This window comes from Virgibacillus sp. M23, assembly GCF_034190895.1.
Classification (GTDB): Bacteria; Bacillota; Bacilli; order Bacillales; family Amphibacillaceae; genus Virgibacillus; species Virgibacillus salarius.
This window is the reverse complement of sequence record NZ_JAWDHA010000001.1, coordinates 143,814-160,228: the sequence shown is the minus strand read 5'-3', so window position 1 is coordinate 160,228 and position 16,415 is coordinate 143,814. Positions and strand designations below refer to the sequence as shown.

Annotated in this window: 16 protein-coding genes; all 16 read right to left on the bottom strand. The window is 35.4% G+C overall.

Annotated elements, in window-relative coordinates:
• Positions 1-25: 25 nt before the first annotated feature.
• The 16 genes from RVS70_RS00810 to RVS70_RS00735 all read right to left on the bottom strand — a co-directional run bounded on the left by RVS70_RS00810 (position 26) and on the right by RVS70_RS00735 (position 16,393).
• Positions 26-1,135, bottom strand: a complete 1,110-nt coding sequence (locus RVS70_RS00810) for a Nif3-like dinuclear metal center hexameric protein (RefSeq protein ID WP_026681168.1) — start codon at positions 1,133-1,135, stop codon at positions 26-28.
• On the bottom strand, positions 1,110-1,838 hold the full coding sequence (locus RVS70_RS00805; RefSeq protein ID WP_026681169.1) for a tRNA (adenine(22)-N(1))-methyltransferase: 729 nt from the start codon (positions 1,836-1,838) through the stop codon (positions 1,110-1,112). Before RVS70_RS00805 ends, RVS70_RS00810 begins: the two co-directional genes overlap by 26 nt.
• Positions 1,839-1,934: 96 nt before the next feature.
• Entirely contained in the window at positions 1,935-2,312 is a 378-nt protein-coding gene (cccA, locus tag RVS70_RS00800) for a cytochrome c550 (RefSeq protein WP_026681170.1), read from the bottom strand.
• 105 nt (positions 2,313-2,417) lie between these two features.
• A complete protein-coding gene (locus RVS70_RS00795; protein WP_026681171.1) occupies positions 2,418-2,942 on the bottom strand; it encodes a hypothetical protein in 525 nt (174 codons plus the stop codon).
• 98 nt (positions 2,943-3,040) lie between these two features.
• Positions 3,041-4,162 (bottom strand): RNA polymerase sigma factor RpoD, encoded by a 1,122-nt coding sequence (rpoD, locus tag RVS70_RS00790; RefSeq protein ID WP_121605269.1) that lies wholly within the window; start codon positions 4,160-4,162, stop codon positions 3,041-3,043.
• Positions 4,163-4,191: 29 nt separating this feature from the next.
• Positions 4,192-6,006, bottom strand: coding sequence for a DNA primase (gene dnaG, locus RVS70_RS00785; RefSeq protein WP_026681172.1), 1,815 nt, complete (start codon positions 6,004-6,006; stop codon positions 4,192-4,194).
• A gap of 461 nt (positions 6,007-6,467) precedes the next feature.
• Complete coding sequence (locus RVS70_RS00780) at positions 6,468-7,271, bottom strand: pyruvate, water dikinase regulatory protein (RefSeq protein ID WP_321132390.1); 804 nt, start codon at positions 7,269-7,271, stop codon at positions 6,468-6,470.
• 26 nt (positions 7,272-7,297) lie between these two features.
• Entirely contained in the window at positions 7,298-7,927 is a 630-nt protein-coding gene (locus RVS70_RS00775) for a helix-turn-helix transcriptional regulator (protein ID WP_026681174.1), read from the bottom strand.
• Positions 7,928-8,022: 95 nt separating this feature from the next.
• Positions 8,023-10,095, bottom strand: coding sequence for a glycine--tRNA ligase subunit beta (gene glyS, locus RVS70_RS00770; protein WP_121605270.1), 2,073 nt, complete (start codon positions 10,093-10,095; stop codon positions 8,023-8,025).
• Positions 10,096-10,974 (bottom strand): glycine--tRNA ligase subunit alpha, encoded by an 879-nt coding sequence (gene glyQ, locus RVS70_RS00765; RefSeq protein WP_026681176.1) that lies wholly within the window; start codon positions 10,972-10,974, stop codon positions 10,096-10,098.
• 296 nt (positions 10,975-11,270) lie between these two features.
• Entirely contained in the window at positions 11,271-12,014 is a 744-nt protein-coding gene (gene recO, locus RVS70_RS00760; protein ID WP_026681177.1) for a DNA repair protein RecO, read from the bottom strand.
• Positions 12,015-12,081: 67 nt separating this feature from the next.
• On the bottom strand, positions 12,082-12,228 hold the full coding sequence (locus RVS70_RS00755) for a YqzL family protein (RefSeq protein ID WP_080668672.1): 147 nt from the start codon (positions 12,226-12,228) through the stop codon (positions 12,082-12,084).
• A gap of 94 nt (positions 12,229-12,322) precedes the next feature.
• Positions 12,323-13,225 (bottom strand): GTPase Era, encoded by a 903-nt coding sequence (gene era / locus RVS70_RS00750; protein WP_026681178.1) that lies wholly within the window; start codon positions 13,223-13,225, stop codon positions 12,323-12,325.
• 212 nt (positions 13,226-13,437) lie between these two features.
• Positions 13,438-13,797 (bottom strand): diacylglycerol kinase family protein, encoded by a 360-nt coding sequence (locus RVS70_RS00745; protein WP_051388312.1) that lies wholly within the window; start codon positions 13,795-13,797, stop codon positions 13,438-13,440.
• Complete coding sequence (ybeY, locus tag RVS70_RS00740; RefSeq protein ID WP_026681180.1) at positions 13,787-14,251, bottom strand: rRNA maturation RNase YbeY; 465 nt, start codon at positions 14,249-14,251, stop codon at positions 13,787-13,789. The genes RVS70_RS00745 and ybeY overlap by 11 nt, the downstream gene beginning before the upstream one ends.
• Positions 14,252-16,393 carry an HDIG domain-containing metalloprotein gene (locus RVS70_RS00735; RefSeq protein WP_318279869.1) on the bottom strand — a complete coding sequence of 714 codons (2,142 nt, stop codon included), beginning with the start codon at positions 16,391-16,393 and terminating at the stop codon, positions 14,252-14,254.
• Between the last annotated feature and the right edge of the window lie 22 nt (positions 16,394-16,415).

The window sequence follows — 16,415 nt, the reverse complement described above, 5'->3', positions numbered from 1 at the left end:
ACGTACTCCTTTAACCATTCCAAATTTAGATAAACTGAAATGGGTCTGTATTCGTGTTGGATAGAATAATATTAACGTCATGCAGTTTTTCCTCTAGGTACGCTTTTACAGATTGCTTCATGACTTTTTCCATATAATGTCCTGGATCAATCACTGCTAAGCCCATTTGCCATGCATCCTGCGCAGTATGAAAAGTCATATCACCAGTGATATAAACATCAGCTCCTTTTTTCTTGGCTTGATGAATGTATTTTTCACCACTACCTCCAAGCACTGCCACTGTCTTTACTGGTTTTGATAAATCTCCAGTTACTCGGAGCTGAGATACCTCTAATTTTACTTTTATCATCTTACAAAATTCCTCTAACGTCATCGTACGATCTAATTCCCCAATACGACCAATACCAATCCTGTCACCCTCATTTTCTAATGGAAAAATATCATAGGCTACTTCTTCATAAGGATGTGCCTTTTCCATTTCTTTTAAAACAGCTGACAATATCCCTTCTGGAACAATCGTTTCTAGTTTTACTTCGTCAACATATTCTAGTTTCCCTTTTGTACCAATGAATGGATTTGTTCCGTCTAAAGGCTTGAACGTTCCTTGTCCTTGTGTTTTAAATGTACAGTGGCTATACTCGCCGATATGTCCAGCACCAGCTTCTGAAATAGCTTCTCTAACTTGTTCTTCATGTGTATTGGGTACATAAATAGCGAGTTTAAGTAATTTTTTGGCTTTTTCATCAAGTAGTACCCTACGCGATTGTAAATCAAGCACACTGCATAACGTATCATTAACTCCACCGCTGGCAACGTCTAAATTTGTATGTGCAGCGTAAACGGTAATATCATATTTAATTAGTTTTTGTAAGATACGTCCAGAAGGGGAATCGTAGTTAACTTGTTTTAACGGCTTAAATAATAAAGGATGATGCGCAATAATTAAATTGACATCCTTTTCTATCGCTTCATCTACAACGCGCTCTAGCACGTCTAATGTTATCATTATTTTTTTTACTGGTTTATTCGCAGATCCTATCTGTAGGCCAACATTATCCCACTCATAAGCTAAAGACTTAGGTGCTAGATCTTCTATTATTTTAAAAACATCATTCATCATGATCTGTTGTTTCATTAGTGACCTCCTCCATCCAGTCTTTTTCTTTTTCAAACAAACTAATTTTTTTACGATTATTACTATCTTTAGCTAACTTCATTTGTTTAATAATCCGTTCTAGCTTATTTGCCTCAAACCTCCATTTTCGATAAAATGCTTCCGGTTTCTTCTGCAAAAGAATTGGTCCAAATAAAAGCTGCTTTGTATCCAGTTTATCATGTATCGAAGTATCATTCGATGATCGGGTAGCAGATATAATTTCATAGAAATGATCATTTTCCTCGATTAAATCCTCATCGGCTATACCATAACCATTGTTTATTAGCCATTCTCTAACTGAGCGTGCATCCACATTTGGTTGTGCAATGATTTGCTCAGTATATTCAAGTTTTGCTTTTCCTTCATTTAAAATAGTTGTTATTAATGTTCCACCCATCCCAGCTATTACAATCTGCTTTGCTTCTTTTGCTTCTAATACTTCCAAGCCATTGCCTAGACGTACATCCACCCTATCACCAAGTTCAAAGTGTCTAACCGTATCTTTCGCACTTTGAAAGGGGCCTTCGTTTACCTCGCCAGCTATTGCTTTGGCTGTTTTATCTTTTTGACATACAAAGCACGGTAAATAAGCGTGATCTGAACCGATATCTGCAAAGTATGCACGCTTTGGAAGAAACGAGGCTACTCGTTTTAATCGTTTCGATATATTAAACTGCGTCATCGTATCGCCACTTTCATTCGTTTTATCGGTTAAAAAGAAAAGCTTTCTGTTTAACAGCAGAAAGCTTCGCTTTTTACGTATATCATTGTTTTTCTATTACTTTTTCTCAGCCAGCCACTTTGCTAAAACCTCTGCTTCAGCATCTGTAGCCATTCCAGGAGGCATTTGTCCCTGACCATTTTTTATCACATTTTGTATTTCCTCTTGTGACAATTCACTTCCAACTTTAGTCAGATCAGGCCCCATTCCACCTGATAAATCGGCACCGTGACAGCTAGCACAGTTTGTTTCAAAAATAGCTTCAGGATCATCAGTAGTTTCGCCCTCTTGTGCCTCTTCAGCTTGTTCTCCGCCGCCTTCTTCGGCTTGTTGAATGTCTTTACGTTGATCTAATCCAATAAATGCAATAACTATTACGGCAAGTATCCCGACAAGAGCAATTAGTGCATATGGGATAACCGGGTTTCTTTTCATTGCGTTTCCTCCTTATGTAATCCCCATAATTCTTATTCGCTGTAAAAGACTATATTTATTTTACTTGAAAAAGCGATTTCTTTAAAGAGTTTAGGTGTGAAAATTTTATAAAACTATATAAATACATGTAAATACTAGAGCTAAAATACCAGTAATAAGTAAATAATTTATCTTTTTATAGAAACCTATTACAACCCAAAACAGGAAATTTATAAAAACGATAATTATCAATCCGAAATCATGCAGGTAAGCTTTACTAACTAAAACAGATATAAATAATGCTATCAAGAGACTATTCATTAAGGCTAAATGATACTTTAACGTCCATTTAGGTTTCAAGTAAACGTACATCCAAATAGAATAACCCAAAAAAAGAATTAACATACTCAGTTGCAAAATAATTTGAAATTGCGTAAAATAAATAACAAGCAATGAAAACGGTATCATCATCGACAGAAGTAATGTTTGAATGGTATCGATAAATCGATTTTGGCCTATAACTGAAGGCTCTATTTGCTCGTCACCATTTGAATATAGTGCTAACAGAAAGTCGCAATAAACGACTGGCAGCATTTTATGCTGCTTCCAATAATGAATTTCATCCATAATAATTTGTTTTCGTTCTTCCAAAATCGGTCACTCCGATATCGACATCACTATATTAGTCTTGTAGTACTTGAATAGGAAAAGTCATTGGACAACATTGTTGTCCAATGACAAAACATTTATTAATCAAGAAAGTCCTTTAATCGTTTGCTTCTACTCGGATGTCTTAACTTACGAAGTGCCTTAGCTTCTATTTGACGAATTCTTTCCCGTGTCACACCAAACACTTTTCCAACTTCTTCTAAGGTTCTTGTTCGCCCATCATCTAGACCGAAGCGCAAACGTAGCACATTTTCTTCACGATCTGTCAGTGTATCTAAAACATCCTCTAATTGTTCCTTTAAAAGTTCATATGCAGCATGATCTGAAGGAGAGACAGCCTCTTGGTCTTCAATGAAATCCCCTAAATGGGAATCATCTTCTTCACCTATAGGTGTTTCCAACGAAACAGGCTCTTGCGCGATTTTTAATATATCACGTACCTTGTCAGGAGAAAGCTCCATTTCTTCTCCAATTTCTTCTGGTGTGGGCTCTCTACCTAAATCTTGAAGCAATTGTCTTTGTACGCGAATCAATTTATTAATTGTCTCTACCATATGAACTGGTATTCGAATTGTTCTTGCTTGATCCGCAATTGCACGAGTTATTGCTTGACGAATCCACCAAGTAGCATACGTACTAAATTTAAAACCTTTTCGGTAATCAAATTTTTCGACTGCTTTAATTAATCCCATGTTACCTTCTTGGATTAGATCGAGAAATAGCATTCCTCTTCCTACATACCGTTTCGCAATACTTACGACTAGTCGAAGGTTTGCTTCAGCAAGTCTTCGCTTAGCCTCCTCATCACCTTTCTCAATACGAGTAGCAAGATCGATTTCTTCTGCTGCAGATAATAAATCAACTCGACCTATTTCTTTAAGGTACATACGAACAGGGTCATTTATTTTGATACCAAGCGGGACACTTAGATCATTTAAATTAAATTCTTCTTCTTTTGCAATTTGTTGCATATTAGGATCTTCTTCCGATTCTCCAATTACCTCGACACCTTGTTCTCCTAGGTACTCATAAAATTCATCCATTTGGTCTGATTCTATAACAAAATTAGATAGACGATCAGCTATCTCTTCGTAAGCAAGTACACCGCGCTTTTTACCCATTTCTAACAGCTGATCTTTAGCTTGTTCTAATGTTAGTTCAGGTTCATTTTCTTTTGTTTGTGAAGGCTTGTTATCGGCCATGAGTCCCCCTCCTTCCAGACTACGTAAATTCAATTCATATTTTTTGACTGCTTATTTATTTCAATAATCTGCATTGCTATTTGTGCAGCTTTTATTGGATCCTGTTGTTGTTCTGCTCGCTTTTGTTGATCTTTAAGCGTTTTTATCGCATCCATATCACTTTTTTTTGTTTGTATTATTCGAATGTAATCATTTATTTCCTTATCACTAATATCATCCTGTAACGGGATCATAGCTATTTCAGTAATCTCTTGCTGAAGCTTTGGTTCAGTGATTTTCTCTAAAAACAAGCTAACATCTGGGTCATTTCCTTCTTCGTAAAAAGCATATAAATAAGTAGCGATAATCTTATGGGAATCTATATTAAAGCCTGCTCCTATTTCTGTTTGAACCTTATCAGTTATGACGACATCTTGGAGCATATATGATAGAAGCTGTCTTTCTGCATTATGGAAAGCTGGTAATAATTTGGATTTCCGAACATTCCATTCTCTACTACTAGTAGTATATCTGTTCTTCTGACGATTATCCTTATTTGACCCAAACTTTTCTCGGTAGCCTGAAATTTCATTTGACAGGGTATCCATCGATATATTATATTCATTACTTAACTCTTTTAGATAATATTCCCGTTCAATTGAGCTATCAATCATAGCAAGTTGTTTTAATACTTCTTCTATATAATGAAGTCGATCTCCTTCATTATTCATATTATAATCTTTCATTAAATACCGCATATAAAAGCTTATAAAGGTATCACTTGCTTTAATAACCTCATTTTCAAATTTTTCTCCACCATACTTCTCAATAAAATTGTCAGGGTCCATATTATGTTGTAGATGTGCTATTTTTACTTCACAACCGACATCGCGTAATAAAACGGCTGCTTTATAAGCAGCATCTAACCCTGCACGATCCCCATCATAACAAATAACAACTGTATCTACATAGCGGTTCAAAAGTTTTGCTTGATACTCCGTCAATGCTGTACCAAGTGTAGCTATTACATTTTTGATACCCGCCTGATATGCAGCAATTATGTCCATTTGCCCTTCAAATAAAATGGCTGCATTTTTTTTTCGAATATGCTTTTTGGCTAAGTCAAAATTATAAAGAATCTTCCCTTTATGAAATAATTCACTTTCAGGGCTATTCATATACTTAGGCTTCTGATCTCCAAGAGCTCGACCACCAAAAGCAACCGTCTTCCCTAAATGATTCCGGATTGGAAAAATAACTCTTCCTCTAAAACGGTCACTTACTTGATTGTCATCCTGTTGGGTAATTAAACCAGCTTTGACCAGTAACTGCTGATGATATCCTTTTTTATGAAGGAATTCAGCTGTAAAATTCTTTACATTAGGAGCAAATCCAAGTTGAAATTCATCAATAGCCTCATCATTGACACCCCGATTCTTTAAATAGCTATAGCCTTCCTTACCATCTTTTGTAAATCGCAACAAATGATGATAAAGCTTAGTTAACCATTCGTGTGCAGATAGTATATCTTGGGTCTCTTGTGACAAAGTGCTTACTGATTTGTTTGTTTCTGGTAATTGAATTCCACTTCTATCCGCCAAAAATTGTAATGCTTCATAAAATGAATAGTTTTCCATTTCCATTAGAAATGTTATCACATTGCCACCTTTTCCACATCCAAAACAGTGGAAAATTTGCTTTTCCTGTGTAACAGAAAAGGAAGGTGTTTTCTCTCCATGAAACGGACAAAGACCAAAATAGTTTCTACCTTGTTTTTTTAATTGAATATATTCCCCGATAATGTCTACAATATCATTTGCTTTACGAATTTCTTCAATTACATGTTCAGGAATTTGATTGGACATAAAATCACCATGCTAAGTTAATATTCGTCTTTCATTAAAAAAATCCTTCATTTTTCGACAATATTTTTTTGAAATACCGAAAAAAATTCCTTCTTTTTATAAAAATAATCTGTGAAGGATATCTAAAAGCTGATTTACTTCATTTATATAAAAAGCAGGTCACAAAAATTCAAAAAGCAAAGACATTCATTCAATAACACAAGCTCACAGTATACATACTTCTACATTTGTCACTTAAATTCCTTCTTAAAATGTAAGGTTTATTAAATAACAATGATAGAAATATATCTTCTGTATGCTATATCATTACACAAAGAGACATTATAATATACTTTCACAAAAAATGCTATCAAATCGTCTCTAGTTTTATATTATTCCCAGTAGTTTTTCTTCCTAACCGTGAAAAAACATTCTACATATTCATATAGAATGTTTTTCTATTCGATTAGATTGGCCACTTACTAGTTTTGAATAATCTGCATGATACTATTAGCCGTTTCTTCTACGGCCTTGTTAGAAACATCAATTACATTACATCCAATCTTATTAACCACTTTATCAAAATAGTCTAATTCTTTATAAATCCGTTCCATATTTGCGTAAGTAGCTTGATCGCCAAGGCCTAATGCCTTTAATCTTTCTTTCCGGATTTCATTAAGTTTCTCAGGACTAATACGCAAACCAATACACTTAGCAGGATCGACATCAAACAACTCTTCAGGCGGATCCACCTCAGGAACAATGGGAACATTAGCCACTTTCAAGCGTTTGTGGGCTAGAAATTGAGAAAGTGGCGTTTTCGATGTCCGAGAAACACCGATTAGTATGATATCTGCACGTGATATTCCCCTGGTGTCACGACCATCATCATATTTCACAGCAAATTCAATGGCTTCTACACGTTTAAAGTAGTCTTCATCTAATTTATGGACTAATCCAGCTTCAAACCGGGGTGTTCGTTCAAATACTCTTTCCATTGCTTTTAACATCGGTCCCATAATATCGATTGCTTCTAAATTTAGTTGCTTTGATCGTTCATTTACATAGTTTCTTAGAATTGGATCGACAAGGGTGAAGCCAATTAGCCCATTATTTTCTTTAGCAATTTGAAGTACTTCATCAATTGTATCCTTATCTTCCACATATGGAATCCGTTGTATCTTATAATCCCCATTATTAAACTGACTTAAACCTGCTTTAATAACTAACTCAGCTGTTTCACCAACCGAATCAGATAGAATATAGACAATAGGCTGCATGCTCATTCATCTACTCCTTCCCACAAACGTAGCTAAATATGTTCATCTGTAATTAATTCTACGAAAGCCTTCGTAATAGTCGTCTTTGTTATTCTTCCTACCACCTCTAAACCGGAAGCCGTATCTTTTACAACCGGAATACCATCTATTTGCTTATTAATCAAATTTTGGGCTACATCTAAAAGTAAATCTTCTTTTCTGCACACCGTAATGTTTGGCATTCTTGTCATAATTATATGAACCGGTACGGCGTTTAAATCCTGTTTGCCAATACTTGCACGTAATAAATCTTTTCGCGATAATACTCCCGTTAAGCAAGCTTTATCATCAACTACAAAGAGTGTTCCAACATCCTCTAGAAACATAGTAGATATGGCATCGTATACCGATACACTTTCTTTCACAACAATCGGAACATGTTGATACTCATATACTTTAAATTTTTTAATTTGTTCCGTAAGTAGTTCACTTCCGGTCTTTCCTGTGAAAAAGTACCCAACACGAGGACGCGCATCAAGAAATCCTGCCATGGTCAAAATGGCCAAGTCTGGGCGTAGCGTTGCTCTAGTTAAATTTAATCGTTCAGCTATATTTTCACCCGTTATTGGACCATTCTCCTTGACAATTTCAATAATTTCTTCCTGCCTACTCGATAATTCCATCCCTTCACCACCTAAAAACCATGTGACTTATACTATTTCTTCATATTATAGACTAAAAATAGAGAAAAGAGAATTGTCTCGCACGCGTTTATGGATTAAAAGCTTTGTTTCCATTCTACTTTAGTTAAGTCCGCATATTTCTGTATAAGTGAAGCGATACTTGCTAATAGTGCTAAGCGATTATTACGAATCCTTTCATTATCATCCATTACCATATTATGATCAAAGAAATTGTGAATTGGTTCTGCTAGTTGACCTAATAACAATAAATCCCGTTCTGCATCACGTTCTGATTGTTGGTAAGACTGCTCTATCGAGCAAAATTCTTTATACAATGCCTTTTCCGATTCCGTATCAAATAAATTTGTATCTATATGATTAGAATTAGCTTTTTGAGCTAAGTTTAATACGCGTACAAGTGCTTCTTGAATCGTCTTAAACGAAGCGTCTAACCTTTTATTTGATAAGTTATGTGCCTTTGCTAATGCATACGTATACACACCTATTTCTTTGTGAAGTATCGCTTGAATTATATCTTGTTCAATAGATTCTTCTTTAAATAAATATGCTGCTCGATTCGTCAAGAAATCATGAAGGTTACTAAATGCTTTATCCTTATCCAATATTTGTATGTGTGATTGTTCCATCACTTCCAGTGCAAGATTTATTAATGTTTCCATAGGAATATTCCACTTATTAGCTTCTATAATACGTAAAATGCCCGTTGCTTGACGACGTAAGCCATATGGATCCTGTGAACCAGAAGGAATTAGTCCAACACCAATACAACCAGCCACCGTATCTAATTTATCGGCAATGCTAATAATCGAACCCTCTATAGTATTCGGTAATTCACCATTTGCCTGCTTAGGTAAGTAGTGTTCACGCACCGCTTGTGCTACAGTCCTAGTTTCACCAAAATATTGAGCGTACTTTTCACCAATTACCCCTTGTAATTCTGTAAACTCATTTACCATATTTGTTGAAAGGTCAAATTTACAGATCGATGCAGCTCGCAGAATATTTTCCTTTTCTTCTATGTGCAGTAGATCTGAAATATGGTTTGCTATTACGACAACACGTTTCACTTTGTCTGTAATTGTTCCTAGTTTTTCCTGAAAGACAACTCGATTTAATTTTTCATTATAAAAATCTATAGAATGCTTTAAATCCTCATTATAGAAGAACTCGGCATCGGACAAACGAGCACGTAGTACCTTCTCATTTCCTTTTATTACGGTATTTAATGCATCGTCATTTCCATTTCTAATCCCGACAAAGTAAGGAAGTAGCTCACCTGTATTTGATTTTACTGGAAAATAACGCTGATGCTCTTTCATGGAAGTAATTAATACTTCTTCTGGGAGTTTCAAAAATTGTTTTTCATAAGCGCCCAGAAAAGCTTGTGGGTATTCAACTAAATTACGCACCTCATCAAGTAATTGTTTATCCACCGGTATTTGAATACTATGACTTTTCTCTAACGTATGAATCCCCTCTAAAATTAAATCTTCACGCCGTTTTGGATTAACAATTACAAATTGATCCAATAACGTATCCTCATAGTTCAAAGGATTATTCAAATCAATTTTATCACCAAGAAACCGATGCCCGTAAGTTGTTTTACCACTTTTCACACCAGCAACCTCAAAAGGGATCACCGTGCCGCCAAGTAAAGCCACAAGCCAACGAATGGGACGCGCATATCTCATAGATTGTGTACCCCAACGCATGTTTTTCCCGAATGTAATGGATTCAACAATTTTGTGAAATTCAGGTAATAGTGTAATGGTTTGCTTACCTTCAATATGCTTTTCTACAAAAATATAGTTTGTACCGTTAATTTCTTTACTATAAATGTCGTCTACAGTTTTCCCCTGACCTTTTGTAAAGCCAATTGCAGCTTTTGACCAATTACCGTCTGCAGCTTTTGCAATCTTTTCAGCTGGTCCTTTTACTTCCTCTTCTATTGTTGTTTGCTCTTCCGCTATGCCTTTAATTAGTACAGCAAGACGTCTAGGAGTAGAATAGGAAACAACACTTTCAAATGTAATGCGTAATTCTTGTAGCCAGGATTCGGTTTTTTCTTTAAGCTGTAACTCTGCATCGTCAACAAACCGAGCCGGAAGTTCCTCCACACCTATTTCGAATAAAGCATTTTTTGCCATTTACTGTTCCTCCTTTTTCAGCATAGGAAAACCAAGTCTTTCTCTTTCTTCTACATATGCTTTTGCAATATTTCTAGCTAGATTACGGATTCTACCTATATAGCCAGTTCGCTCTGTTACAGAGATAACACCTTTTGCATCCAATAAATTAAATGTATGCGAGCATTTTAATACATAATCATATGCTGGAAAAACTAAGCCTTTTTCCATTGTCTCCTTTGCTTCCTTTTCATACTTAGTAAATAGATCAAATAACATTTCCGTATTAGATGCCTCAAAAGTATATTTAGAATGCTCATATTCTGGTTGATAAAAGATATCCCTTACAGTAACACCAGATGTCCATTCTAAATCGAACACATTTTCTTCATCTTGAATATAGGATGCTAACCGCTCTATACCATAGGTAAGCTCAACAGCCACTGGGTTTGCTTCTAAACCACCGATCTGTTGAAAATAAGTGAATTGAGTAATTTCCATGCCATCTAACCAAACTTCCCAACCCAATCCAGCTGCTCCAAGTGTTGGATTCTCCCAATTATCCTCCACGAAACGAATATCATGTTCTAGAGGATTAATTCCTAGTTTCTTTAAAGATTCAAGATATAGCTCTTGAACATTGTTTGGAGAAGGCTTCATGATTACTTGAAATTGATGATGCTGATAAAGTCGATTTGGGTTATCCCCATAACGACCGTCCGCAGGTCTTCTTGACGGTTCTACATAAGCAACATTCCATGGTTCAGGACCGAGACTACGCAGCAGTGTCATTGGCGACATGGTACCTGCACCTTTTTCAACATCATAAGCTTGCATAATAATACAGTTTTGTTCAGACCAATGCTTTTGTAATGTTAATATCATTTCCTGAATATTCATCTTCACATATCCTCCATCTTGATATTAGTTAAGTAAAAGACAAAATCCCCGTCCCTATGTCTTTTTTATTAGACATAGGGACGGGGATAGGCCGCGGTTCCACCCTATTTGCTCATCACGAAAATGAGCCACTTTATTATAATCGCTCAGAAGCGCCCTTCCAATTTGCTTTATGATCCAGCTTTCACTATTCTGGATTCGCTTTACATAAATACAAAAAGTACTCCTCTTCATCACAGCAATACTTATTATAATTTATGTACAAATAATACGCTACATTACTGGTTCATGTCAACTTATTTTAATAAATCAATCTGCTTCAAAAATTTCTTTGATTTGATATAATACCCTCCATAATAATCATAATATGCATCTAATAGTTGGCGCAATAATTGTTGATTTTCCTTTTTTACAGAAATATTTCCAACTCGCTGTAAATTAACCGTTGCGAATATACGTAATAGCTTTGCTAACAATTCCGATAATTGAATTGCCTCGCGGTCCATACTTCTACAATGGTGACATAATATCCCGCCCTCCGCAATCGAAAATACAAAAGGTGGTGTGTTACCACCACAATTACTGCAACGATCTAATGTAGGCGCAAAACCACCTTTACCGTAAAGCTTTAATTCATACATCATTGTTGGTATATTTACATCATCATTCTTTTCTATCCATTTCATTGTCTCAAAAAGCTGTTCAAAGATAAATGTATCAGGATCCTTGTCGTCTGATAATTTGTCTGTTAATTCCACAATATACGCAGCATATGCTGTTTTTATAATATCCTCACGTATCGATCGAAAAGAGTGTATGATTTCTCCTTGTTGAATCGTGCTCAACCCAGTTTGAATATAAACAAAAAACTCCGCATAAATGAATGGCTGCGTAACTGCAGCCATTCTACTTTTGGTTTTCTTTGCACCTCTCGCAATTGCAGAAAACTTCCCTATCTTTTTACTATATATCGTAACTATTTTATGTGTTTCCCCATAATCCTGTGTTTTTAAAACAAGTCCTTTTATTTTTTCCAACACGTAGCTTCACCTTTCTTACCTAACAAAGGGAATAGCTTGACCCTACGATTTTCTTCATAAAATTACTTTATAAATTGGTATCTAATGGAGTAACCGTTTGTTCATCATGCTGAGCTCGATCATCTGGATACTGTTCATTTTCCATCTCTTTCATTAATAAATAGGTTTCAATGTTTCCCGTTTGACTGAATACTTTCCACGTAAATTCGATCACAAGAAACCCCACCTTTCTTTAATGTTTGAAAATGTAACTTATTAATTAGAATGACCACTAAACTCAAAACAATTAGTATAAAAATTTACCATGTTTAATATTCATCACTTCGAAAACCGTATTCATGAAGCTGACTTTGTTTGTTTCGCCAATCTTTTTTAACCTTTACCCACAGCTCTAAATACACCTTAGATCCTAATAACGCTTCTATATCTTGTCGAGCCGATTTTCCGATATTTTTTAACATATTCCCTTGCTTGCCAATTAATATACCCTTTTGTGTCTTTCTTTCAGTCACAATTGTAGCCTGTATAAATATGGAGTCAGAATCTCTTTTCTCTATATTTTCTAACATAACGGCGATGGAATGTGGAACCTCTTCTCTGGTCAATTGTAATACTTTCTCTCTAATTAATTCGCCAATGATAAACCGTTCAGGATGATCTGTAACTTGATCTTCTGGATAATACTGTGGACCTTCAGGTAAATGCTCTTTCAATACGTTTAGCATATGATCAACATTGTTTCCTTGCAATGCTGAGATCGGAATAATTTCAGAAAAATCAAGCTTCTCCTTATATTGATCAATTAAAGGAAACAGGTCATCTGGATGAACAAGATCAATCTTATTTATGATCAAATATACTGGCCTTTTTATTTTCTGTAAACGATCTAGGATGTATTGATCACCTTTTCCATAGCCTTCACTCGCATTAATCATAAATAAGACAGCATCCACTTCATTTAACGTATTCTCTGCCGTTTGAACCATAAAATCTCCTAATCGATGTTTTGGTTTATGAATACCTGGTGTATCAATAAATATCATTTGTGCGTCTTGTTGTGTTAAAACTCCTTGGATCTTGTTTCTAGTAGTTTGTGGTTTATCACTCATAATGGCGATTTTTTGGCCTATTACCCTATTCATAAATGTGGATTTCCCTACATTTGGTCTACCAATAATTGCTATAAATCCAGATTTAAATTTATTCTCCATGCTGTTGCCTCCGCGACGTATTCAATATGTTTTATTCATATCATACTACAAATTGGCTCTAGTTTCATGTAATCGACAAAAGCTTTAAAAACTTTTGGTTGTTCTATATAATCCTGCATATCTCCAGACAAAATTTTTACCTTAACAGAAACGGAAGTCTGGATGAGCTATGAGAATGGAAACAAATAAAAAAAAGAGAGCCACGCGACTCTCTAAAATAATACTAATTTTGGTGCAAAAATAATCAATCCTATTCCTGCAGCTGTAATAGCAGAAATAAGAACGGCACCAGCAGCCATATCCTTTATTTGCTTAGCAATTGGATGGATATCGGGTTTCAGATAATCCATCATACTTTCCATTGCACTATTTATCAATTCAGCAGTTAACACCAAGCCTATAGCTAAAAGTATGAACATCCATTCGAACGAAGAAAGCCGACAAATAAAGCCTGCTACTATAACAAGAGATGCAGAAACGAGATGCAGTCGAAAATTGCGTTCATGCTTAATAACATGCATTATTCCGTTCCAGGCATAAGAGAAGCCTATCGATTTCTTATTATCTTTCAATTCCAAACTCACCTAGTATGAGATCTTGTTTGGCAAACATGTTTTTTTCATCCTGTTTAGTCATATGATCATAGCCTAACAGGTGAAGAAAGCCATGAACGGACAAGAAGCCTAATTCTCTTTCAAGGGAATGGTTATACTCATCAGCTTGCTCTCTTGCTTTGTCGATCGAAATAACAATATCACCAAGTAATAACGGAAGGTCCTCATCGATAATATCTATTTCGCCTTCTCCAGCCTCCTGCATGGCAAAAGATATTACATCTGTTGGTACATTTTTTTGCCGGTAATTACGATTTATTTCTTGAATTTCTTTATTACTTACAAAATTAATGGAAAGCTCCGCTTCTTGACTAACGCCTTCTTTTTTAGCTGCGTAGGTAATTAACCGCTGTATCATATCAATATAATCACTTGGAACAGAATTTGTCTGATCATGAAAATCAATATACATCTATTTTGCCTCCTTTACCGGATATTGAATACGAGAGTGAAAAATTCCTTTCAAGGTATTGCACGTTATACGTTGGATTGTATGAAGTTCCTTTAACGTAAGTGGACATTCATCAAGCTGACCATCTGTCATTTTATTATTTATTATAGACGCTACTATTTCTTCTATTTTTTCTTCTGTTGGCTCTTTTAATGAGCGAACTGCTGCTTCTACTGAATCACAAATACTAATAATTGCAGCTTCTTTTGTCTGTGGTTTTGGACCTGGATAACGAAACTGCTCTTCTGTTACCTGCTTCCCTGCATCTTTTGCTTTATAATAAAAGTATGTTAACAGGGATGTACCGTGATGTTGTTTCGCTATATCTATAATCTCCTTTGGTAAACGATGTTGTTTTAACATCTGTGCACCATCGTATGGATGACTAATGATGATCTCCGCGCTCTCCTCCGGTGCGATAACATCATGAGGATTTTTTATTGCCAATTGATTTTCAATAAAATAATGCGGGCGTACTGTCTTCCCAAGATCATGATAATATGCTCCAACTCTAGCTAGTAACCCATTAGCGCCAATTGCCTCGCACGCTGTTTCACTTAGATTAGCAACCATGATGGAATGATGATATGTTCCCGGTGCTTCCGTTAAAAGCTTCTTCAAAAGCGGATGATTGGGACTTGAAAGCTGTAATAGCTTTATGTCTGATAATATTCCCAATGATGTCTCAAAAAATGGTAATAAGCCCATCGTAAGAACTGCCGATAAAAAGGCAGATGCCGCAGCAAAAGACGATTGAATAAATATATCTGTTAAGACATATTTTTCAAATGATAGAAATATAAATAGTACTACAATCATTATATTTACAATACCCATCCCAATACCAGCTTTTAATATAGCTAGACGATCCTTGACATTCATAAGAAAAAAAACTGCTGCTAATTGAGATAGAAAGAAATATATACCAGCCTCTACATTTAAGGATCCAGGTATTTGGCTATTAAAAATAACACTACCTAATATCGCATACAATCCACTAAAAACAATGGCAGTACGTTCATGAATCAATTGTTTGAGTAGTAATGAACCTGTTGCAATTGGCATTACATAAAACAGCTGGTTCACTTGCGTCGTAAACATGCTAACAATTTTCATTAAAGCGATGACGATTACACTTATTAATAGTATCGAGATGATTTTACCTCGATCTAAACGATAGTTTTTCGCAACCCAATTCATTTCATGTACGACAATCGTACAAAGTAACAAAATTAATAACGCCAATCCAATGCCAGGGAATAAATTCCTCTCTTTATCAAGCACACCAACAAGTTTTAACTTCTCATATATTTCATTTGTTATAATTTGTTCCTCTCGAACAATAATTTCCCCTGCCCTAATAACTACTGGCTCTACGCTACTTGCCGCTTCCTTTCTAGCAGTAGATGTTTTATCTACATCAAAGAATGAGTTCTCAACAACAGCGAACTCACTTAATTTTGTTAAAACGTCTTTAAGATCCGCGTCTAACTCCGTATACTTTATATTCTGTTTTATGGATGTGATCGCGCTTTGCGTATTCTCCGTCCGAACTCCGTTATTCATTACCTTTGTTAATGACTCAACAAATAACTTTCTTCCCTTATTACGTTCTTCCTTAGGAATTTCTACTAATTGAGAAAGCGAATTATCACTTACTCGCTCTGTAATTTCAGGAGATAATATCTGTTTCAAGCGTTGAACTTTCTCCTGATTCGACAGTGGCTGCTTATGACTATCATCTTTACTATCTTCCTTTTTTGATTCTTCCTCAATCTTAGAAATTGCATCAAATATCTCATTTGTATAAGCAATGCGCTCTTTCGTAATTTCTTGATTAATATTATATCTATCTTCTACCGCTTGAACAGTCTCTCTTGTTTTACGTTCTGTCTCTTGTTCATTTTCAATAGTTACGGGTGAACGAATTGTTTCTTTAGCTCTACTAAATCTTTCAATATCATATGTTTCTGTATGTACGTTTTTAATCGTTAACGCAAAAATAAATAAACCTAATAAAATAGCTGCTATTATAATCATGAACCATTTATTGTATCGTTTAATTAACCAGTTATCATCGAACTTAAAACGATTCTTAAACAAGTGCTTCCCCCCCTTTAACTAG